The following is a 20,521-nucleotide window of genomic DNA, read 5'->3' on the forward strand; positions in this document are numbered from 1 at the left end:
ATGCTCGATTTTTCAGAAGAAGTCCAACACAGCTTGTCCAAGCTGCATGCGCCCTCGCCACGCACCAGTGGCACGTTGGTGCGTTTGGTCGGTCTGACGCTGGAGACGCGCGGCATCATGGCGCCCCTGGGCGCGTGTTGCGAAGTGTTGGGACAAAACGGCCACCGCGTCGAAGCCGAGGTGGTGGGTTTCAACGACAAGACCCTGTACCTGATGCCCTTCACCGACCCCGTCGGTGTGGGACCGGGTGACAGGGTGCGTGTGATGAGCCATTCGGCGCAAGTACGCCTGGGCGATGGCTTGCTGGGACGTGTGCTCGACGGCCGTGGCCAACCGCTGGATGGCCGCCCACTGCCCGAGTTGCCGGATCAACTCAGTTTGTTAGGGCGCCCGTTGAACCCGATGGAGCGCGGCCCGATCGACACCATCTTGGATGTCGGCGTCAAGGCCATCAACAGCGTGTTGACGATTGGTCGCGGCCAACGCATTGGTTTGGTGGCCGGGTCTGGCGTGGGCAAGAGCGTGCTGTTGGGCATGTTGACGCGTTTCACCAAGGCCGATGTGGTGGTGATTGGTTTGATTGGCGAGCGCGGCCGTGAGGTGCAAGCCTTCATTGCAGAGTCTCTCGGCCCTGAAGGTTTGGCCAAGTCGGTGGTGATTGCAGCCCCTGCCAACGTCTCGCCTGTGCTGCGCCTCAAAGCCACCCACATGACCCATGTGGTGGCCGAGTATTTCCGCGACCAAGGCAAAAACGTCTTGATGCTGTGCGACAGCTTGACCCGTGTGGCCCACGCCCAGCGAGAAATTGGTTTGGCCATTGGCGAGCCACCCACGGCCAAAGGCTACCCGCCGTCCGTGTTTGCTTTGTTGCCCAATTTGATTGAGCGCGGTGGCGTAGGTCGGCACGGACACGGATCGATCACCTCGATTTACACCGTGTTGGCCGAAGGCGATGACGCCTCGGACCCGATTGTTGACATTGCCCGCGCGTCTCTGGATGGTCAGGTCATGTTGTCGCGTCGTTTGGCTGACCAAGCGCATTACCCCGCGATTGACCTCAATGGTTCGATCTCACGGGTGATGCAAACCCTGGTCGATGCCGACGATTTGCGCCAAGCCAACAAGTTTCGTCGTTTGTGGTCGGTCTACCAACAAAACGCTGACTTGGTGCAAGTCGGTGCTTATGAGGCAGGCACCAATTCAGAGTTGGACGAGGCCATCCGTTTGCGCGATGCGATGGTGATGTTTTTGCGCCAAGACATGCACCTGGGTGAAGACTACGACGTCACCCGTCTGCAATTGCGTCACCTGCTGTCATGAAGCCGCGTGCCGCCTGGCCGGTGTTGGCCAAAAAAGCCAAAGAGAAGTGCGACGAGGCGCATGCTGACGTCACCAAAGCGCGCCAGCGCGTGGTCCATTTGCAGCAAAGTCGTGCCCGCATGGCCATGCTTTACCAAGACTACGTTCGACGTTCGCTGGAGGCTGAAAAAAAACTCCACAGCATGGCAGAGACCTTGAACTTTCGGGGCTTCATGCAACAACTGCAAGCGCTGATTGCACGGGTTGACCAAGACTTGCTCACGGCCGAACAGCAACTGGCCATCGCCCAAATGGCTTTGCGTGCGGCAGAGCAAAAGCGCATCCAAATGGAAACTTTGTTGGAGCAAGACCTCAAAGCCGTGCGGGACCACGCCAGAAAACGCGAGCAGCGTGAGATGGACGCGGCCGGCGTCATGCTCTACAACCTCAAGACTTGAAGCGAGACGCTTGCCAGTTCATCGTGTGGCTGGAGTGGGCGCAACCCAGCCCATCTGCAGCCAGTGGCAATACCGGTCTTTGAAAGCCCAGGGAATCAGTGTGGTGGTGGTGTTTTGAGGAAACACCTGACAGGTGAGGTGGTCGACCCACACGCCCTTGGCGCCCACCTCGCGCAACAAGTCTTGGGCGTGCTGGCTGTCGATGCGGCTGTTGTCCACACCTGCACGCGTCAAAGCTGCGATGCGACGGGTCCACTGCATGTCGTGGGTCGGACCCGAGTACAGGTCATGCACGCTGCCCCAGTGACGGCCCTGTAACTTTTCTTTCAAGGCCGCAATGTCTTGCTCTGCCTGAATCTCGTCGCGCACGCGGTAGCGGTGTTGGCCCAGCAGGTTGTCAAACCACACGCAGGCTTGGGGGTGTCGGTTCAGCAACTCGCTCAGTGTGTGCAAAGCGTCTTGTCGGTGGTGCTGCACGCAGATGCCCTGTGAACGCAGCATGTGGCCATGCCGCCAGTCAAACAAACGACTCGCCAGAGGGTCGATGTCGTAGGCGTCGATGTGCTTGAAACGTTGCAACCAACTCGACGGCAGCATCCAACCGGCACTGGCACCGATCAGCAGCAAATGCGAAGACCCTGGTGTGAACTGGTTCAGGACGCTTTCAAGTTGTGCGACGGTGGCTTGCCAAGGCACGCGCGTGCAGCATGCATGCACATGCCAGCTGAGACCACCGGTGCCACCGGCATGCCAGAGGTCGCGCAAAAACCGCAGTGCACGAGCGGGGAGGGCATGGCGCTTGGTCATGAAAGCACTATACCGCCCGTGCCTCATGAATCGACCATGACCCAGGTGTCGGCCAAGCTGGCACAACCATTGCAAGTCATTGTGCTCAGGCACTCCAAGTGTCAATAAACCGTCACGTCGCCAAGGAAGTCAGCATGCAAAGTTTCAATTGGACACAGTTCCTCGCCAGCACACTGAGCGTGATGCTGTTGTTGCTGGGCGCTTGGTGGTGGGTCAAACGCAACAAAAACCTCGGACCGCTTGGCCAGTCTGAGCGTCGCATTCAGGTGCTGGAGGCCTTGCCTTTGAGCTTGAAACACAAGATGGTGCTGATTCAGGTGGACGGGCAAATGGTGCTCGCCAGTGTCAGCCCCGGTGAGGTCAAAACCCTGCACGCATGGACCCAAGGAGCTGACCATGTGGCATAAACCGATTGTTCGCAAAGTCTTGTATGTGATCTTGGCTGTGCTGTTGCTGGCCATGGTGACTTTGCCCACCCTGGTGCACGCACAGGGCATTCCGTTGGTCAATGTGAGCGGTGGCAAAGCCGGTCAGCAGTACAGCATGAGCTTGCAATTGCTGGGCTTGATGACCACGCTCACCTTGCTGCCGTCCATGTTGCTGATGATGACCTCGTTTGTGCGCATCATCATCGTGTTGTCTATCTTGCGCCAAGCCTTGGGCACCGCCCAAACGCCCCCCAACACCGTGTTGGTGGGCTTGGCCTTGTTCCTCACCTTTTTCATCATGTCACCGGTGTTTGAGCAGGTGTACAAAGAGGCCATTGGCCCTTACATGAACAGCAACCTCGACTTTGACAAGGCTTTGATCAAAGCCGAAGTGCCGGTGCGTGACTTCATGATGAAGCAAACGCGTGAAGACGACATTGCCATGTTCATGCAAATCTCCAACCGCCGCGAGCTGGAGAGTTCGGCCCAAGTGCCGTTCACCACGCTGATGCCTGCGTTCATCACGTCGGAAATCAAGAGCGCCTTCACCATTGGATTTTTGATTTACATCCCGTTTGTGGTGATCGATTTGATTGTGGCCAGTGTGTTGATGTCGATGGGCATGATGATGCTCTCGCCCATGATCATTTCCATGCCCATCAAGTTGATGCTGTTTGTGTTGATCGACGGCTGGACGCTTTTGATGGCGTCACTGGCCAATAGCTTTGTGTTTTAAGGAGTAGACCCATGGACAGTGCAGCCGTTGTAGATTTGGCCCGCCAAGCCTTGTGGATGACGATGATCATCTCGGGGCCTTTGCTGGGCGTGGGTTTGATCGTGGGTTTGGTGGTGGGTATTTTTCAAGCCGCCACCTCGATCAACGAACAGACCTTGAGTTTCATTCCTAAAATTTTGGCCGTGGGTTTGACCATGTCGGTGGCCGGTGGCTGGATGATCAACACATGGTGGACTACACCAAGGGCATCTTCACCCGTATTCCCAGTTTGTTCATGTGAACCACCATGAACCTCGCGCTCATCGACATCCTTGATAAATTTTTGGTCGTCATTTGGCCGATGTTGCGCCTGTCTGCGTTTTTGGCATTCACCTCGATTTTTTCAATGCGTGCGGTCAATATGCGCATTCGCATTTTGTTGGCCTTCTCGATGGCTTTTGTGGTCACCCAGCAAATTGACATTCCACGCATCGACCCCCTCACAGCCGAAGGCCTGATGGAGATCTCACGCCAAATTTTGATTGGCTTGACCATGGGCCTGGTGTTTCAAGTGGCGTCGGCGGCTTTGGTGGTCGCGGGTCAGGCGGCCTCGGCTTCGATGGGTTTGACGATCGCCAACATGATTGACCCCAACATGGGCAACGTGCCCGTGTTGTCTGCTTTTTTCAACATCATGGGCACCTTGATTTTCTTAGGCATGGGCGGTCACTTGATCGTGTTTGGCCTGGTGCTGGAGTCGTTCAAGTTGCTGCCCATTGGGCAAGAATTTTTCTCGCAAGACATGTTGGGCAAGATGATCCATTGGAGCGCCATGATGTTTTTGGGCGCTTTGTTGATTGCTTTGCCGGTGATGATGACTTTGTTGTTCATCAACATCGGCCTGGGCTTTGTGGCCCGTGCGGCGCCGAGTTTGAATATTTTCACGGTCGGTTTTCCTGCCTTGATTTTGATGGGTTTTGTGATCCTCATCATGTCGATGGGCAACAACGTGGCGCGCATCCAGTGGATCTGGACGCAGTCGTTTCTGATGCTTCGCTCTTATTTAGGGGAATGACATGGCAGAAGAAAGCGGCCAAGACAAAACCGAAGAACCCACCGCGCAGCGGATGAACAAGGCCCGTGAAGACGGGCAAATCCCTCGCTCGCAAGAGCTGCCGCCCGCCGCCATGATGGTGGTGGCGACCTTGTTCTTCACCATGATGGGCCAGTACCTGTTCTCCAAAATGGGGGGCTTGTTCAAGGCCCAGTTGACGTTTGAACCTCGCGCCCTCGACAAGGCCGAGTTGTTGCCCGCCATTTTTGGCAGTGCCATGGTGGATGGGTTTTTGATTGTGCTGCCCTTGATGGCGGTGCTGTATGTGATCGCCGTGCTGTCGACCACCTTGGCCGGTGGTTTTATCTTTTCCCCCCATTTGGCGCTGCCCAAGTTCAGCAAACTCAACCCGATGTCGGGTTTGGCGCGCATGTTTGGCATGGATGCTTTGATCAACCTTGGCAAAGCCTTGGCCAAGTTTTTGGTGGTGGGTGCCATTTTGCTGATGTCGGTGATGAACAACCTCAACGATTTGACCAATATTTCACAAATGGATTTGGGTGAGGCCATCAAGGTCTCCGGCACCATCATCGTGGATGCGTGCTTTTGGTTGAGTCTGGGGCTGGTGTTGGTGGCCTTGGTGGATGTGCCCCTGCAACGCCACCAACTCAACAAGAAGCTCAAGATGACCAAGCAAGAGGTGCGCGATGAGATGAAGAACTCAGAGGGTAGCCCCGAGGTCAAGGGTCAAATCCGCCGCCGTCAGCGTGAAATCTTAGAAAACAAAATGATGGGCAAGGTCAAAGATGCCGATGTGGTCATCACCAACCCAACCCACTTTGCCGTGGCGCTGTCCTACGACCCGACCGGCGACGGCGCCCCGCTGTTGGTGGCCAAAGGGGAAGACGGCTTGGCTGCACGCATCCGTGAAGAAGCCAAGGAGCATGGCGTCTATTTGTTTGAGGCGCCTTTGCTGGCCCGCGCTTTATACTTCACCACGAAGTTAGACCACCCCATTCCAGAGGCTTTGTACCACGCGGTTGCGCAGGTGATTGCCTATGTGTTCAGTCTGAACCAGTCGTATGGCCGGGGACATGAGGTGGTCAAGCCCACGCCGTCCATCCCCGATGAGATGAAGTTCGATGCCAACGGCGTCTTGATGAACACCTAAGACCCGAACTGCCCGCATGACTGACACTTACCAAAGCCCCGGTGACCGGTTGCGTTTTGAGATTCTCCTGAAGTCGTTGACCGAAGGCAGCCTCAATTTGGCAGTCCTGAGCGACCACGACGCCGTTCTCAATTTTTACGGCAAGTTGTTCGACGAGCGTTTGCGTGCACAGGGCGAGACACAGATTGAATTTTGTGCTTCGACCAACTCTGAGCAGTTGGTTAAAAAGTTCAATGAAATTTTGTCAGAGCTCACGCTCAACCAAGCGCTGGAAAAAGACAAGAAGCATGCCCCGCGGCGTTACTTGGTGTTTCGTGATTCGATCTTGATGCAAGACTTCGAGTTGCAACTGCTGGCGCGTCTGGTCAATGGGTTCCCTGCGGGCAATATCAGCGTTATTTTGTTGCTCAACCGCAGTGCGGGCTACCGCAGCAAGCTCGATGCCTTTGGTAAAAATTTGCTGCAATGGGAAGTCGAAGCCCAAGCCGGCGAGGTCAAAAAACCACTTGAAAATTGGGTGGCCAATCACGCTGAGCCGACCTTAGACAGCACGGCGCCTGCCAACGCTGTGTTGAATATGCCGACCAAACCTTCTTGGCGTGTGCCCGGCAAGGACACGCCCATGCAAGAGCCTGTGCTGTTGCCTGAGTCACAAGCGGTGGCGCTGCCCACGGCATCGACACCCGCAGCCCCTGAGGCCTCCGCGACATTTGAGCGTCCAGCGCGCAACACCCCCTGGGGTTGGATCACCTTGGTGGTGTTGTTGTCGATCGGAGCGTTTGGGTATTTGTACCGCGACGTGTTGGTCAACGAAGCCGAGTTGATGAAGAAATACCTGTTGCGTGGCACACCTGCAGTGCCAACGCCCTCTGAGAGTGCGGCCAGTGCGGTTGCGTTGTCTGCGCAGGCCCTGGCCTCTGCTGAGGCGATGCAGGCGGCTGCGTCTGCCGCCAGTGCGGCTGAGGGGGTGGCCTCTTCGGCCAGCAGTCCTTCGACCGCTGTGGCAACAACGCCAGCTTCAAGTGCCGCTGCAAGTCCAGCCGCCAGTTCTCCTGCCTCTTCCTCAGCCAGTGCGCCCAGCCCGACGGTCATGGTTCCAGCGGCGAGCGCTTCTGCCGTCGGTGCGAATGCCAAAGCGGCCGATAAAGCCGCCGAAAAGCCGGCAGAAAAACCCAAAGCCCAAGCCGTCGAAACGAAAACGCCAAGCGACAGCACAGACGAAGAATGGCTCAAGCAGTTGCCTGCCAACAGCTATGTGGTTCAGCTGGCTGCTTTTGACACCGAGCCCGAAATGCTGGCTTTCAAACGCAGCAATAAGTTGTACGCCAAGTCACGCATCATGACGCCACGCAAAAAAGGGGGGGCCAAACAAAATTACTTTATTTTGTTGTCCGGCCCTTTTGCAAGCAAATCTGAAGCCGATGCTTATATGCAATCCAGCCCCTTGTTGGCCAAAGCTTGGTTGCGCACCAGCCAGTCTTTGAAAACACAATTTGAGCGCCCATGAGTTCATCAAATGAATCAACGTCGGGTCGAAATGAAGCGTCCGTTACTTCGCCTTTGGTGGCAGGAGAGAACGTTGCGTTTGTAGCTTCTGCGCCTGAGAGCTTGCCCAGACTCACCGTGCCAGGCTTATCTGCCAATGCATTGGGTATTTCAGCTGAAGTATTGGCCCAAATTCCGACTTTGATTGAGCAATGTGACGCCACTCCAGTGCCGGATTCAGGCTTTCCGGTTGAAGTCCCATCCGTGCCCTCGTCGTCAGTTTTGGTCACCGCTGACTCAGGGGTGCCGGCGGATATGCCTCAAGGTCTGCCCCGTCATGTCGAATCATGGGAGAAGCAATTTCAAAACCGGATTGACCTTCTGACGGATGACATTCACAAACTAAACAGTCGGCTTGATCACATCGCCGACATATTAAAGGCCTGAACATGGCGGATACGCTAGAAACCAACAACGAAGCGCAGACGCCCACCCCAGATGTGGACGCGACAGCCAGTCAGCCCTCTCTGGATGTGGAGGCGACTGCTCAGCGCTTGACCGAATTGGCCAACTCATCCTTAGACAGCAATGAAATGGCGCGTCAGATTGAAGAGCTGACGTCCGTGGTGCTTGACTCTGCCGAAGTGTCCACTCGGTCTGCCACCATCGCTGCAGACGTGAGTGCGGTGATGCGCGATGTGATGGACAAAATTCAAGACTACAACCGTCTGAACGTGTTGCAGTCACGCATCATGCTGGGTGCGTTTGTGGCATGTCTGGTGATTGCGATGGGTATTTTCTTTGCCATCACCATCAAGATGACCAAGTCGATCAAAGAACTCGACACCATGATTTACGCCATGGCCAAGCGTGTGATTGAGGTGGATGCCAGCATCACCTCGATCAGCAAGACCAACGCGGACTTTTCCGAAATCACCGAAAAGCAAGAAGAAATAGTGACCACGCAAACCCGTGTGGCCAACCGCTTGGAAGAGTTGGGTCGCGCCATTTCGTCCATGCCCAACAACGTGGCAGACCAAGGCAACAAGGTCAACGATCCAAAGTTCCAAAACATGCAAAAGCAACTCCAGTCGCTGGAGTCCAAGTTGGTGTCTTTGGACGGCAAGTTGCAAGTGTTTGCGCAAGCGGCTTCCTCTAAGTCAGCGCCTGCCGCCACGGCCACCAATTCGCAAGCCATTTTGAGCGAGCTGCAAAAGCTCAAGCAAGACATCAACTTGGCCAACCAAGCCCAGGACAAGGCGCAAATGAACGTGGCCAAGGCCGCCGCGGCAGCTGCTGCGGCTGCCACAGCGGCAGAAAAAGCCGCCGACAAAGCGGCGGCCGCCGAAAAATCAGCCGGAGCGGAGCGCTTGGCTTCGCAAAAAGCGGCCGCTGAAAAAGCAGCTGCCATGCGCTCAGGGCAAGAGAAATCGGCCGATCAATTGGCGGCAGAAAAACAAGCGGCTGACAAAGCAGCGGCGGCACGCGCAGCGGCACAAAAAGCAGCGGCAGACAAAGCCGCCGCCGAGAAGGCCGTTGCCGACAAAGCGGCAGCTGCGGCCGCCAGTGCTGAAAAAGCGGCGGCAGCTGCATCAGCCGCCGCTGAAAAAGCCGAGAGAGCCCGCGCAGCAGCGCTGGCCCCTGTGGCGGTCAAAGACAACCCGATTCGTTACCCTCGCGTGCCCGCTTCGGGAGCGACGGGGCCGACGTCAGGCACTCCCTAAGCTGAAGCTGTTGGCGCTGGCTGTGGGCCAGTCGCGAAAGACATCAGGGAGCTGGGACACATCGGCGTTCAGCAAGGCACCCGGTGCCACGTTGTCGATCAGCTCTGACAAATGCTGGGTGTGTGTTTCGGTGACGCGGCGCATGATGTGCTTGGTGGACAAGTCCTGGGGCGAATGCAAGCCTGCGGCTTGCATGATTTCTTGCAGCGCTTCGAGTGTGTTTTTGTGAAAGTTGTTCACCCGCTCGGCTTTGCTGGGCACCACCAAAGCCATTTGTCGTTTCGGATCTTGCGTGGTCACGCCCGTGGGGCAATTGCCCGTGTGGCAGGTTTGGGCTTGGATACAACCCAAGGCAAACATGAAGCCGCGTGCGCTGTTGCACCAATCGGCGCCCAAGGCCAGGGCACGCGCCATGTCGAAGGCGCTGACAATTTTCCCACTCGCCCCGACGCGGATTTGATCGCGCAAGCCCACGCCCACCAGGGTGTTGTGTACCAGGCGCAAACCCTCTTGCATGGGCATGCCGATGTGGTCAGAAAATTCCAGTGGTGCGGCTCCGGTGCCGCCTTCCGCACCATCGACCACCACAAAATCTGGGTAGATGCCGGTTTCTTGCATGGCTTTGACGATGCCAAACCACTCCCAGGGGTGACCAATGCACAACTTGAAGCCCACCGGTTTGCCCTCGCTGAGGGTACGCAGTTGCTGCACAAACTGCATCAAACCCACCGGGGTGGAAAAGCTGCTGTGGGCCGCAGGCGACACACAGTCTTCGCCCACCTTCACGCCACGCGCCTCGGCAATTTCTTCGGTGACTTTGGGGCCTGGCAACACACCGCCGTGTCCTGGTTTGGCACCTTGGCTGAGTTTGATCTCCACCATCTTGACTTGGGGTGAGCGCACATTCTCGACAAAGTGTTCTGGGCTGAAGTGGCCATGCTCGTCGCGACAGCCGAAGTAACCCGAGCCAATTTCCCAAATCAAGTCGCCGCCATGCACGCGGTGGTGGCGCGAGATCGAGCCCTCGCCGGTGTCGTGCGCAAAGCCACCCAACTTTGCGCCTTGGTTCAAGGCCATGATCGCATTGGCACTGAGGGCGCCAAAGCTCATGGCCGAGACGTTGAACAAGCTGATGCTGTAGGGCTGGGTGCAGCTGGCACCACCGACTTGGATGCGAAAGTCATGGCTGGTGAGTTGCGACGGGGCCATCGAGTGGTTGATCCACTCGTAGCCGACCGCACGCACATCGAGTTGCGTGCCAAATGGGCGTTTGTCAGAGGCATTTTTGGCGCGTGCGTAAACCAAACCCCGTTGTGCTCTGGAAAACGGGGCGGCATCTGTTTCCGACTCTAAAAAGTACTGGCGAATTTCGGGCCGGATGTATTCCAGCATGAAGCGCAAGTGACCAAGAATGGGGTAGTTGCGCAAGATGGCATGGTGCTGCTGTTGCAAGTCGTACAAGCCGACCACACTCAGCGCTAAAAATAACAAGGGCCACCAAGCACTCAAACCCAAGACGCCCGCCCCAAGCAAGGTAAAAACCAAGGCCACCACTGCGGTGATGAATGCGGTGTAACGCACCGGATAGATCTGATTGAGTTTGTCCAGCATGCGTCGTCCTTGATGAGCGGGAGGTTTATCGGTCGGCGTTGAGTTTGGCAGCGAGTTTAGATTGTGCAAGTGCCGACATGTCAGCGCGATGACGGGCCGTGCTGAGTTGCTGGTTGGCGGCTTGTTCGACATCTTGCAGGTGGTGCAAGATGGTGCTGCGCAGGTCACTCAAGTCTTGGTCGATGCGATGCAAGCGCTCCTGCAACTCACGCTGCAAAGCCATGCGTTGTGTCAGCAAGTTCACTTCAGCGGCGATGGTGCGCCAGGTTTGCGTCAACTGATCGTTGGGGCTGGCGCGCAACTTCTCAAACAAGACATCCATGGCGGCATCGAAACCGGGTGCCGTAGGGTCAAGTTCAGGCTCAGGCGTTTCGGTCAGGGTGGGAACGTTGTCTGGCATCGGCTTGGGCGTTGGGGCTGTGTTCAAGGTGTGCACTTGACCCCAACCTGCTTCAGGGCTGTATTGCTTGAGTCCTTTGAAGGACAAGAATTGTGGTTCTGCAGACATTATTTGCTGATCACGCCCATGGACATGCGTTTGAGAAATTGAGGGATCCCCATCACACTCATGCCGTTGGACGGTGTGGGGGCACTGGGTTTGATGGGTTCATCGGGGCGTACTTTTTGCACCCGGTGCCGACCCAAAATTGAGTACTGACTCGACAGCGAACTTGACGTGTTCAACAAATTCGCACGCATGTTGAGCACCCCGCTGTGGGTGCCGAGTTTGCTGCGCAAAGGGGTGGAGACACGTTGCGTGAGTGCCTGGATCTGCGCTGCGTTGCGCACTTGACGTGCGTCACAGACGGCTTGACCGAAGGCGTTGAAAGACGTGCCGCAGTTGTCCGCCAGATCCATCAGGTAGCCGCGTTCAAACATCTCGCGTGCGCTTTGCGCTTCCAAGATGGGGGGCGACAACATGAAACTCACGGGGAATCGCTGCTTGGAGAACACATCGCTGTGCAAGTGTTCGGCTTGTACCCGAGTGGGCGCCACCAACAGGGTCGGGGGCGTGTGCAGGGCCGAGTCGAACACCCAGCGATGACGGCTTAAAAATCCTGCGGTGGCCGCCAATTCAATTTCAGAGACCGAGGTGGGCACGATCACCAAGTCGTACTCGAACATCAACTCACCCGCAATGGAGTCGGTCCACGTCAGGTCACAGATGACCACATCAGAGCTGCTGGCCGCACGCCGCAAATGCAGGCGCGCATCCAAGATCGGACGGTTGCCGCCCTGGTCCAGCGGCAAAACATGGTGCTGCACCACCACGCCAATTTGGGGGGCACGGGTGAGCCATGTGCTGGAGGAGCCATGCGTGTCAAAGTCGAGCAAGGTCACGCTTTGACCTTGTCGACGCAAGTAGGCAGCCAAGTTGGCGGCCACGGTACTTTTGCCCACACCACCTTTTTGACTGGTGACCAAAACTTTGAACGTTGACATGAAACATCTCCGATCCCTGATGCTGGGGGGCGCTGTGTGCGTACCCAGTTTTTTCAGCGGGGGAACAGAATTTACCTGTCGGATGTGACAACCACAAGCCTTTGTTCATGCGGGTTTCAAGAGGGGCCCCCGTTTGAAGTCCAAAATATGAATACTTAAAATGTAAATCCCATTCAAAAAAGAAACAATATGAAGAAAATTCCCTATGTGCTTGATTTATTTGAATAAATTCAAAAGTGTCGGAAAAAACAACACTTTCCTGACCCATCAATCCAGCGAGGCACTCCAGCGCTCGTCCCACGGGGTGTGCGCTTGGTCCAACTGGCGGCGTTCGCGTTTGGTCGGACGGCCATGTTCCATGCTGTGCGCAGGTTCGGGTGCCAGTCGACGCGCTTCACGCTGCGCCAGATTGCGTTGCAGGCTGTCGTCGGTTTCTTGGTACATGGTCTGAGCCACGGTGGCAGGACCGCGCATGGGCATCAGGGCATTCACCACTACGGTCCGAGTCACGGGACCTTGGCGCAAGGTCACGCGGTCGCCCACCTTGAGTTCGCGCGCTGGCTTGGCGGTGAGCTCGTTCACATCCACGCGGTTTTTTTGAATCTCGTCACAAGCGAGGCCCCGTGTTTTGTAAAAACGTGCGGCCCATAACCATTTGTCCAAGCGTTGTTTGTCAAGCGTGTGTTGCATGTTCATATTGTGTCTAGACGTTGCGACTTAAAATCATGGTTGATTTCCACTTCTAATTTATACATGTCCAACCCTTACATTGCCTTGATTTCTGCTACAGCCTTGGTGTTGTTGTCTGCTTGCAGCTCCACCAAATTGGCCGAAACCAGCGACTTGAGTGGCCAAGCCCCCGACACCGCAGCCAAAGGCACATCGGCTCCCATTTCGGGTGTGGCCGCTGTGGTGGCCGATCACCTCAACCCCAACAGTTTGATTGCCAGCCAACGCAGCATTTACTTTGACTTTGATGAGTTCACCGTCAAAGCCGAGGCAGGTCCGTTGATTGAGCGTCAAGGCAAGTACTTGGCAGGCAAGCCCAGCTTGGCCATTCGTGCCGAAGGCAATGCCGACGAACGCGGTGGTCGCGAGTACAACTTGGCCCTGGGCCAAAAGCGGGCCGAGGCTGTGGTGCGCGCCCTCAAGGTCTATGGTGTGAGCGACAAACAAGCCGAGCCCGTGAGTTTGGGCAGCGAAAAACCGCAAGACCTTGGGCACGACGAAGCGGCATGGGCCAAGAACCGTCGCGTCGACTTGGCCTACCCCAGCAAGTGATGGCTGGGCTTTTGCACGTTGCCTGATGGAACTTAATCACGAAGAGGTCACCTCTCCCCCACGCGCTTCTGCATCGTTGGTGTTGTTGCGAGACACACCTTCTGATCCCACCGGGGTTGAAGTTTTCTTGTTGCGTCGCCACACCGCCTCGGCCGTGCTGGGTGGGGCTTATGTTTTTCCGGGGGGCAAGCTCGACACGGCCGATTGCGCCGACACCTTGCACCAGCACTTGGACCGCTCGGCGGCTGAACTGCATCAAGCCTTGGCCGAGGATGACCTGAGCCTGCCCACTGCGGCGGGGCTGTTTGTGGCCGCGGTGCGTGAAGCGCTGGAAGAGTGCGGTGTTTTGTATGCCCGTGCACGCGATGGCCAGGTGCCCTTGCACGACGCCAGTCAACGCCAAAGTTGGCAGCAGCAATTGCACAGCGGTGAAAGTTTTGAGCAGTTGCTTCAAAAGGCCGGTTTGTCGATCGACACCCAGCAACTCGCGCCTTGGTCGCGTTGGATCACACCGCGTGTGCCCTCGATCACCAACAAACGGTTTGACACGCGCTTTTTTGTGGCGGTGTTACCCGACACGCAAGAGCCGGTGCACGACAACGTCGAGGCCATCGACAGTGTCTGGCTGTCGCCGCGTGAAGCTTTGACCCGCTATTGGCACGGCGAGTTGGTGTTGGCGCCACCCCAAATCATGACCCTGGTCAGTTTGGTGCCGTTCACCAACGCCCACCAGGTGTTGCACACGGCCAAGCGGCAAGTGCCTGCATTGGTGGAGCCTCAGCCTTTTGTTGAGCACGGTGTGCGCCACATTGCCTACCCGGGTGACGACAAACACAGCCGTGCGGACCGTGTGTTCATCGGGCCGACACGCTTGCAGTTTAAAAACGGACGGTTTGAGCCAGCAGGTGGCTTGGATGTGTTGCTCAACCCTTGACTCCTTATGACCGCGTTTGCGGCACTGCCATGACCCCTCTTGCACATGCGTTCCACCTCCACGGTAAAAAAGGTTTGGTGTTGGGTTTGGCCAACGAACACAGCATTGCCTGGGGTTGTGCGCAACAAGCCCATGCGATGGGGGCTGAACTGGTGGTGTCCTGTCTGAACGACAAAGCCCGCCCGTTTGTGGAGCCACTCACCCAGCCCTTGGGCGTGGACTTGCAAACCTGCAACATCGAAACGCCCGACGAGCTGCAAAAATTGGTGCGTTACGCCGTCGACAAACTGGGCCGGCTGGACTTTGTCATCCACTCCATCGCTTGGGCGCCCTTGCAAGACTTGCATGGGCGTGTGGTGGACAGTTCGAGCGTGGGCTTTGCCCGTGCCATGGAAGTGTCGTGCCATTCCTTCGCCACCTTGGCACAACTGTGCGTACCGCACATGACCGACGGCGGGAGTTTGGTGACCATGACCTACCTGGGCGCTGACGAAGCCGTGCCGCACTATGGCTTGATGGGGCCGGTCAAAGCGGCGTTGGAGTCGCTGGTGCGCTACATGGCGCTGGAGTTGGGCCCGCAAAACATCCGTGTGCATGCGGTGTCACCAGGGCCTATCCCAACCCGCGCAGCCTCGGGCATTGAAGCCTTTGACGAGTTGATGCACACCACCATCGCCAAAGCACCCTTGCGTCGTTTGGTGAGTTTGCAAGAAATCGCCAACCTCAGCACCTTTTTGTGCACCGACGCGTCCAGTGGCATGACGGGGCAAACCATTTATGTCGACGCAGGCAGCCACGCGGTGGCCTGAAAAAAAGCACGTCAGAAAGCACGCCATGAACGACATCCTTGACACCCCCAACGATCCACACAACGAGTGGCTTGAAAACCACCCTTACGAGAGCATCGTCATCGGCCAGGTGGCACGCAGTGTGCGCACCTTGACCTTGGCCGACATCCAAGCCTTTGCCGCTGTGTCGGGCGACACCAACCCCGCCCACCTGGACCCTGAATACGCCAACGCGACCTTGTTCCACGGCGTGATTGGTCACGGCATGTGGGGCGGTGCCTTGATCTCGAGTTTGTTGGGCACGGTGTTTCCAGGCCCCGGCACGATTTACTTGGAGCAAAACCTGCACTTCAGTCGGCCAGTGCGTATCGGCGACACCTTGACGGTGTCGGTGACCTGCACCGCCAAGCAAGACGACAAAAAAACGGTGGACCTCGACTGCTTGTTGGTCAACCAAAAAGGCGAGCGCGTGCTCTACGGCGTGGCCCGTGTCATGGCACCCACCGAGAAGCTGCGCCTTCCCCGCATCCATGCGCCGCACATCAGCTTGTTTGACCCAGAAGCGCGCCATGCCCATTTGCTGGCGCTGGGCGCGCATTTGGAGCCGGTAGTCTGCGGTGTGGTTCACCCGTGTGACGCAGACTCCTTGCAAGGCGCGATGGACGCCCACCATGCGGGCCTGATTCAGGCGGTGCTGATTGCCCCCGAGAAAAAACTGCGCGCCGTGGCCCAGCAAGCGGGCATCGACATTTCAGCAGCCAAGGTCATTGATGTGCCGCACAGCCATGCAGCAGCCGATGTAGCGGCGCAAATGGCGGCTGACCACAAACTCGAAGCCTTGATGAAGGGCAGCTTGCACACGGACGAGTTGATCCACGCGGTGGTCATGCAGCCGGGCTTGCGCACCGGGCGGCGCATGTCGCATGTGTTTCGTTTCGAAGCACCGATGTACCCCAAGCCTTTGTACATCACCGATGCCGCGCTCAACATCGCGCCCAGCTTGGCTGACAAAGCAGACATCGTGCAAAACGCCATTTTGTTTGCGCAAATCATGGGCGTGGCTGAACCCAAAGTGGCCATCTTGGCAGCGGTAGAAACCGTCAACCCCAGCATGCCCTCCACCTTGGACGCAGCCGCGTTGTGCAAGATGGCCGACCGAGGGCAAATCCAAGGTGGCGTGATCGATGGTCCCTTGGCGTTCGACAACGCGGTCTCACCCCATGCCGCTGAAATCAAACACATCGTGTCCCGTGTGGCAGGGCAGGCCGACATCTTGGTGGCGCCCGATTTGGAGTCGGGCAACATGATGGCCAAGCAACTCGAATACTTGGCAGGAGCTTCAGGCTCTGGCGTGGTGTTGGGCGCACGCGTGCCGATTGCCTTGACCAGCCGTGCCGACACCGCCACCACGCGCAGTGCGTCAGCCTTGCTGGCCAAGCTCATCGCGCACCACAACCGCAGCCAAAGCGCATGAGCATCTTGTCCGTCAACGCAGGCTCATCCAGCCTGAAGTTTGCCCTCTACCCCGTGCAAGCAACGGCGGTGGGACAAGCCGAGCTCAGTGGGTGCATCGAAGGCTTAGAGCCCGGTGGCGCACCGCACATCCGCTGGTCGGCCCCTGGCCAAGCCAAAACTTCGTTGCCAGTGCCCGTGGCTGAGGGTGACGATGCATTTGATGTGGCGTTGGCCATGTTGAAGCATTTGTTCACCACCCAGTTTGCCCACGTGCCCTTGCAAGCCATTGCGCACCGTGTGGTGCATGGCGGCTTGTTGTACTCGGCCCCTGTGCGTGTGACGCCCGAGGTGCTGACACAACTCGCCACGCTCAACAGCTTGGCACCCTTGCACCAGCCGCACAACTTGGCGGGTGTGCGCGCCTTCAGCGAGTCGTTCCCTGACGTGCCCCAAGTGGCCTGCTTTGACACGGCGTTTCACCGCACCCTGTCGCCGCTGGAAACCACCTTTGCCATCGACCGTCAACTCACCGCCCGCGGCGTGCGTCGCTTTGGTTTCCACGGCCTGTCCTACCAATTTGTCAGCCAGGTGTTGCAAGAGGTGTCGCCGCGTTCTGCGGGCCGCACCGTGATGGCCCACTTGGGCAATGGCGCCAGTGTGTGTGCCACCACTGCACATCAGAGCCGTGCCACCACCATGGGTTTTTCGGCGCTGGATGGTTTGATGATGGGCTCGCGCAGTGGCGCGTTGGACCCGGGCGTGTTGCTGTATTTGATGGAGCAGGGCTGGGACCACGACGCCATTCAAAAGCTGCTCTACAAACAAAGTGGTTTGCTGGGCGTGTCAGGCGAGAGCGCTGACATGCGCACCTTGCGTGCCTCAGGTTCGCCGTCGGCCCAGTTGGCGATTGACTTGTTCACCCACCGCGTGGTGCGCGAAGTCGGCGCCTTGAGCGCCTGCGTGGGCGGCCTCGACGTGTTGGCCTTCACCGGTGGCATTGGCGAGCACGACGCGGTGCTGCGCCAACAGGTGGGTGAGGCGCTGAGTTACTTGGGCGTGTCGGTGGATGACACAAGAAACCTCGCTGCCACCGGTGACGCGGTGCGCGCCATCCATGCCGAGGGCAGCGGCATCGAGGTGTGGGTCATTCCCACCGACGAGGGCCGCGTGGCCGCGCAAGAAGCCTTGGGCTTGGTGTAATTACTTGTCGCGCAAGGTGTTCCAAATTGCCCGCTCTGCGGCGGTCGACTTGGCTTCGTCGCGCAGCAAGGCGTCAATTTGGTCGGCACTCTTGCCATGCGCCATGCTGCGCAAGGCGCTGATTTGTTGGCGGTAGCGCTCCATCATCACCTCGGGGTCCAGGCCCTCGGTCACGTCGTGGCCCACGCTGCGCATTTCTTGGTGCACGCGTTCGATGATGCGGTTGACGTCTTGGGGCGACAAGTGCAAGCGCTCGGCTTCGGCGTCCATCACATGGCGTTCTGCGCTGGAGTAACGGCCATCGGCAATGGCCTTGCGAAATTCATTCTCAAAGGTCTCACGGTCAATGCGCAATTGGTCGGTGAAGGCCGATGCCATCAAACCGGCTGGAATGGCAAAGATGCCAATGCCAATCAGGCTGATCACCACCGTCATGGCACGACCCAAGGGCGTGATAGGCGCAATGTCACCGTAGCCCACACTGGCCAAGGTGATCACGGCCCAATACATCGTGGCCGGAATGCTTTCAAACTTGTCGGGCTGGGCGTCGTGCTCTAACTCATACCCCAGGCTCGCAGTCAAGATCACCAACAGCATCATCATGAAGGCCGAGGCCAGCAACACCCGGTGTTCGCGCTGCACCGCTTTGAACAAGGTGTTGAGGGTGCCGGTGTAGCGCGTGAGCTTGAGCAAGCGCGACAAGCGAAACACCCGCAAGAAGCGCAGGTCAAAGTTTTTGTCCAGCACCATGTCCAAAAAGAAGGGTGAGATGGCCAACAAGTCGATCAAGGCGCTCACGGTCATCATGTAGCGCAGCCTGCCCTGGATGGGGTGTTCGTACTGCGGAAGCTCACAGCAGCTGTACACACGGCCCCCATACTCGATCGAGAAGATGGTGACCGTGATCACCTCCAGCCATTTGAATTCTGGACCGAACAAGGCCTGCACTTCTGGGATGGTCTCAAAAATGATGCTCAACACCGACACCAGCACCGACAAGATGATCAGATGGTCGATGTAGCGGTGCAAAGGCCCCGACGTGGGCGTGGGGTGCAACAACGCGAACACCTTTTGGCGCAAGGTGCGGCCCTTGTTGTGGGTGATGAAGAAATGAAACGCTGCATACAGCGCCCCAATCACATTGAGTTTTTTGAGCAGCTTCATGCGTAAATCTTGCCATGGCAACACTGCATTTCCCTGACAAAGCAGGTGAATGCTTTTGGGTGCATGGTCACTTGGGTGATTGTTCTGTCTAAATGTCCTATTGACAGGTCAATAGAACTGATTCACCATCGCCGACCATGAGTGCTGTCATGCCATTGCCCAAATACCACCAGGTCTACTTGGTGCTGCGTGAGCAATTGCACGAAGGCAAGTTTGCCCAAGGGCTGCCGGGCGAGCTGGCGCTGATGCAGCAGTTCTCGGTGGCGCGTGTCACCGTGCGACGCGCCTTGGCGCAGTTGGCCCAAGAGGGGTTGATCAGCCGCGAGCCCGGTCGTGGCACCCGTTCGCTGTTGCAGCGCAGCGTGGCGCAGGTCGAGGCCGCCACCCATCAACCCACCAAAACACAACAGGCGCGTCTGACCGGTTTGCTGGAAAACCTGGTCAGCATGGGCTTGCGCACCACCGTCAAGGTGCTGTCGGTGCAACGCTTGCCCGCACCCCATGAAGTGGCCATGGCCTTGCAGTTGCCCGACGGTGAATGGGTGCAAAAAGCCCAGCGCGTGCGCCACACCAAAGAAGGCCCGCTGTCGCACATCACCACCTGGGTGCCCGAGCGCATTGCCAGCGGCTTTGGGCGCAAAGAGCTGGCGCAAAAACCCATCCTCATGCTGCTCGAAGAGTCGGGCGTCAAGGTGGGGCGTGCGCAACAAAGCATTTCTGCCAAGTTGGCCGACGCCAACATGGCCCAGCATTTGGACATCGCCGTAGGTTCGGCGCTGCTGGCGGTCAACCGCTTGATTTATGACACCGACGACAAGCCCATCCAGTGGTTGCATGGGCTGTATCGACCGGACCGTTACGAATACCAAATGCAGTTGTCCCGCGTTGGCAGCATCGATGCCAAGGTCTGGGTCAGCAAAGAGTTATCGGCCAACTTTCATTGATTTTTCAAAGGAGCACAGCATGACTTCACGTCGTCAGTTTATGGGTCAGTCGGCAGCCGCAGCTTCGGCTTTGGCATTTCCATTGGTGGGCGGCGCGCAGCCCAAAACCGTCAAGGTCGGTGTGTTGCACCCCGTCACCGGTGCACTGGCCTACTCGGGTCAGCAATGCCGCGAAGGCGTGCTGATGGCGATTGAAGACATCAACAAAGCCGGTGGCATCAAGTCGCTGGGCGGCGCCAAGATCGAGGCCCTGCTGGGCGACGCACAGTCCACCCCACAAGCGGGTGCGGCTGAAGTTGAAAAAATGAACGAAGCGGGTGTGAGCGCCATCGTCGGTGCGTTTGCCTCGGCCATTTGCTTGGCCACCACGCAAGCCGCCGCCAAGTACAACCTGCCCCACGTGGTGGACGTCGGTGTGGCCGATCAAATCGTTGAGCGCGGTTTGAAAAACACCTTCCGCTTTGGCCCTGGCTACAAGAAGTGCGCCGAAGTGGCCGTGGCCAATTTGCACGTGCTCAACACGGCTGCAGGCAAGCCTGCACGCACCGTGATGATCATCC

At 57.6% G+C, this 20,521-nt stretch carries 22 protein-coding genes and 1 pseudogene; 17 read left to right on the forward strand and 6 right to left on the reverse strand.

Annotated features, from left to right (window positions below; genetic code table 11):
• Together ACKWJN_RS09395 and fliJ are read left to right on the forward strand one after the other, a co-directional pair.
• On the forward strand, nucleotides 1–1,320 hold the full coding sequence (locus tag ACKWJN_RS09395; RefSeq protein WP_408596297.1) for a FliI/YscN family ATPase: 1,320 nt from the start codon (nucleotides 1–3) through the stop codon (nucleotides 1,318–1,320).
• On the forward strand, nucleotides 1,317–1,757 hold the full coding sequence (gene fliJ / locus ACKWJN_RS09400) for a flagellar export protein FliJ (protein WP_408596299.1): 441 nt from the start codon (nucleotides 1,317–1,319) through the stop codon (nucleotides 1,755–1,757). The genes ACKWJN_RS09395 and fliJ overlap by 4 nt, the downstream gene beginning before the upstream one ends.
• A gap of 18 nt (nucleotides 1,758–1,775) precedes the next feature.
• Here the strand turns inward: fliJ and ACKWJN_RS09405 are convergent, their stop codons facing one another.
• Nucleotides 1,776–2,564, reverse strand: coding sequence for a hypothetical protein (locus tag ACKWJN_RS09405; RefSeq protein WP_408596301.1), 789 nt, complete (start codon nucleotides 2,562–2,564; stop codon nucleotides 1,776–1,778).
• Nucleotides 2,565–2,698: 134 nt separating this feature from the next.
• On the opposite strand from ACKWJN_RS09405, the gene ACKWJN_RS09410 reads away from it, so the two are divergent.
• The 8 genes and pseudogenes from ACKWJN_RS09410 (at nucleotide 2,699) to ACKWJN_RS09445 (ending at nucleotide 9,141) form a co-directional block, all read left to right on the forward strand.
• Entirely contained in the window at nucleotides 2,699–2,971 is a 273-nt protein-coding gene (locus ACKWJN_RS09410) for a flagellar biosynthetic protein FliO (RefSeq protein ID WP_408596303.1), read from the forward strand.
• Nucleotides 2,961–3,728 carry a flagellar type III secretion system pore protein FliP gene (gene fliP, locus ACKWJN_RS09415; protein ID WP_408596305.1) on the forward strand — a complete coding sequence of 256 codons (768 nt, stop codon included), beginning with the start codon at nucleotides 2,961–2,963 and terminating at the stop codon, nucleotides 3,726–3,728. The genes ACKWJN_RS09410 and fliP overlap by 11 nt, the downstream gene beginning before the upstream one ends.
• An 11-nt stretch (nucleotides 3,729–3,739) precedes the next feature.
• Nucleotides 3,740–4,008: pseudogene (gene fliQ / locus ACKWJN_RS09420) on the forward strand (flagellar biosynthesis protein FliQ).
• A gap of 6 nt (nucleotides 4,009–4,014) precedes the next feature.
• A complete protein-coding gene (gene fliR / locus ACKWJN_RS09425; protein ID WP_408596307.1) occupies nucleotides 4,015–4,782 on the forward strand; it encodes a flagellar biosynthetic protein FliR in 768 nt (255 codons plus the stop codon).
• A 1-nt stretch (nucleotide 4,783) separates the two neighbouring features.
• Complete coding sequence (gene flhB, locus ACKWJN_RS09430) at nucleotides 4,784–5,932, forward strand: flagellar biosynthesis protein FlhB (protein ID WP_408596309.1); 1,149 nt, start codon at nucleotides 4,784–4,786, stop codon at nucleotides 5,930–5,932.
• A 16-nt stretch (nucleotides 5,933–5,948) separates the two neighbouring features.
• Nucleotides 5,949–7,439 carry an SPOR domain-containing protein gene (locus ACKWJN_RS09435; RefSeq protein WP_408596311.1) on the forward strand — a complete coding sequence of 497 codons (1,491 nt, stop codon included), beginning with the start codon at nucleotides 5,949–5,951 and terminating at the stop codon, nucleotides 7,437–7,439.
• Nucleotides 7,436–7,864, forward strand: coding sequence for a hypothetical protein (locus ACKWJN_RS09440; protein ID WP_408596313.1), 429 nt, complete (start codon nucleotides 7,436–7,438; stop codon nucleotides 7,862–7,864). Before ACKWJN_RS09435 ends, ACKWJN_RS09440 begins: the two co-directional genes overlap by 4 nt.
• 2 nt (nucleotides 7,865–7,866) lie before the next feature.
• Nucleotides 7,867–9,141: a hypothetical protein gene (locus ACKWJN_RS09445; protein WP_408596314.1), complete on the forward strand. Its 1,275-nt coding sequence runs from the start codon at nucleotides 7,867–7,869 to the stop codon at nucleotides 9,139–9,141.
• Here ACKWJN_RS09445 and ACKWJN_RS09450 read toward each other — a convergent pair.
• The 4 genes from ACKWJN_RS09450 to ACKWJN_RS09465 all read right to left on the reverse strand — a co-directional run bounded on the left by ACKWJN_RS09450 (nucleotide 9,127) and on the right by ACKWJN_RS09465 (nucleotide 12,885).
• Nucleotides 9,127–10,752: an FMN-binding glutamate synthase family protein gene (locus ACKWJN_RS09450; protein ID WP_408596316.1), complete on the reverse strand. Its 1,626-nt coding sequence runs from the start codon at nucleotides 10,750–10,752 to the stop codon at nucleotides 9,127–9,129. The genes ACKWJN_RS09445 and ACKWJN_RS09450 overlap by 15 nt on opposite strands.
• Nucleotides 10,753–10,777: 25 nt before the next feature.
• Entirely contained in the window at nucleotides 10,778–11,260 is a 483-nt protein-coding gene (locus ACKWJN_RS09455; protein WP_408596318.1) for a hypothetical protein, read from the reverse strand.
• Nucleotides 11,260–12,195, reverse strand: a complete 936-nt coding sequence (locus ACKWJN_RS09460) for a ParA family protein (RefSeq protein ID WP_408596320.1) — start codon at nucleotides 12,193–12,195, stop codon at nucleotides 11,260–11,262. The genes ACKWJN_RS09455 and ACKWJN_RS09460 overlap by 1 nt, the downstream gene beginning before the upstream one ends.
• Before the next feature lie 267 nt (nucleotides 12,196–12,462).
• On the reverse strand, nucleotides 12,463–12,885 hold the full coding sequence (locus ACKWJN_RS09465; RefSeq protein WP_408596321.1) for an RNA-binding S4 domain-containing protein: 423 nt from the start codon (nucleotides 12,883–12,885) through the stop codon (nucleotides 12,463–12,465).
• Between the two features lie 63 nt (nucleotides 12,886–12,948).
• Here ACKWJN_RS09465 and ACKWJN_RS09470 point away from each other — a divergent pair, with 63 nt between their 5' ends.
• Genes ACKWJN_RS09470 through ACKWJN_RS09490 form a run of 5 tightly spaced genes read left to right on the forward strand, consistent with a single transcriptional unit; the run spans nucleotide 12,949 to nucleotide 17,853 of the window.
• A complete protein-coding gene (locus tag ACKWJN_RS09470) occupies nucleotides 12,949–13,476 on the forward strand; it encodes an OmpA family protein (protein ID WP_408596323.1) in 528 nt (175 codons plus the stop codon).
• Between the two features lie 25 nt (nucleotides 13,477–13,501).
• A complete protein-coding gene (locus ACKWJN_RS09475) occupies nucleotides 13,502–14,410 on the forward strand; it encodes an NUDIX hydrolase (protein WP_408596324.1) in 909 nt (302 codons plus the stop codon).
• 29 nt (nucleotides 14,411–14,439) lie between these two features.
• On the forward strand, nucleotides 14,440–15,219 hold the full coding sequence (fabI, locus tag ACKWJN_RS09480; RefSeq protein WP_408596326.1) for an enoyl-ACP reductase FabI: 780 nt from the start codon (nucleotides 14,440–14,442) through the stop codon (nucleotides 15,217–15,219).
• 25 nt (nucleotides 15,220–15,244) lie between these two features.
• A complete protein-coding gene (locus ACKWJN_RS09485; RefSeq protein ID WP_408596328.1) occupies nucleotides 15,245–16,672 on the forward strand; it encodes a bifunctional enoyl-CoA hydratase/phosphate acetyltransferase in 1,428 nt (475 codons plus the stop codon).
• Complete coding sequence (locus tag ACKWJN_RS09490; RefSeq protein WP_408596330.1) at nucleotides 16,669–17,853, forward strand: acetate/propionate family kinase; 1,185 nt, start codon at nucleotides 16,669–16,671, stop codon at nucleotides 17,851–17,853. Before ACKWJN_RS09485 ends, ACKWJN_RS09490 begins: the two co-directional genes overlap by 4 nt.
• Here ACKWJN_RS09490 and ACKWJN_RS09495 read toward each other — a convergent pair whose 3' ends face one another.
• Nucleotides 17,854–19,017, reverse strand: a complete 1,164-nt coding sequence (locus ACKWJN_RS09495; protein WP_408596332.1) for an ion transporter — start codon at nucleotides 19,015–19,017, stop codon at nucleotides 17,854–17,856.
• 149 nt (nucleotides 19,018–19,166) lie between these two features.
• On the opposite strand from ACKWJN_RS09495, the gene ACKWJN_RS09500 reads away from it, so the two are divergent.
• The gene (locus tag ACKWJN_RS09500) at nucleotides 19,167–19,961 is read left to right on the forward strand and encodes a GntR family transcriptional regulator (RefSeq protein WP_408596333.1); all 795 of its coding nucleotides are present in this window, start codon (nucleotides 19,167–19,169) and stop codon (nucleotides 19,959–19,961) included.
• 19 nt (nucleotides 19,962–19,980) lie between these two features.
• Nucleotides 19,981–20,521 (forward strand): ABC transporter substrate-binding protein (locus tag ACKWJN_RS09505; RefSeq protein ID WP_408596335.1); only part of this gene is annotated, 541 nt, incomplete at its 3' end.

Source organism: Limnohabitans sp., assembly GCF_046052825.1.
Classification (GTDB): Bacteria; Pseudomonadota; Gammaproteobacteria; order Burkholderiales; family Burkholderiaceae_C; genus Limnohabitans.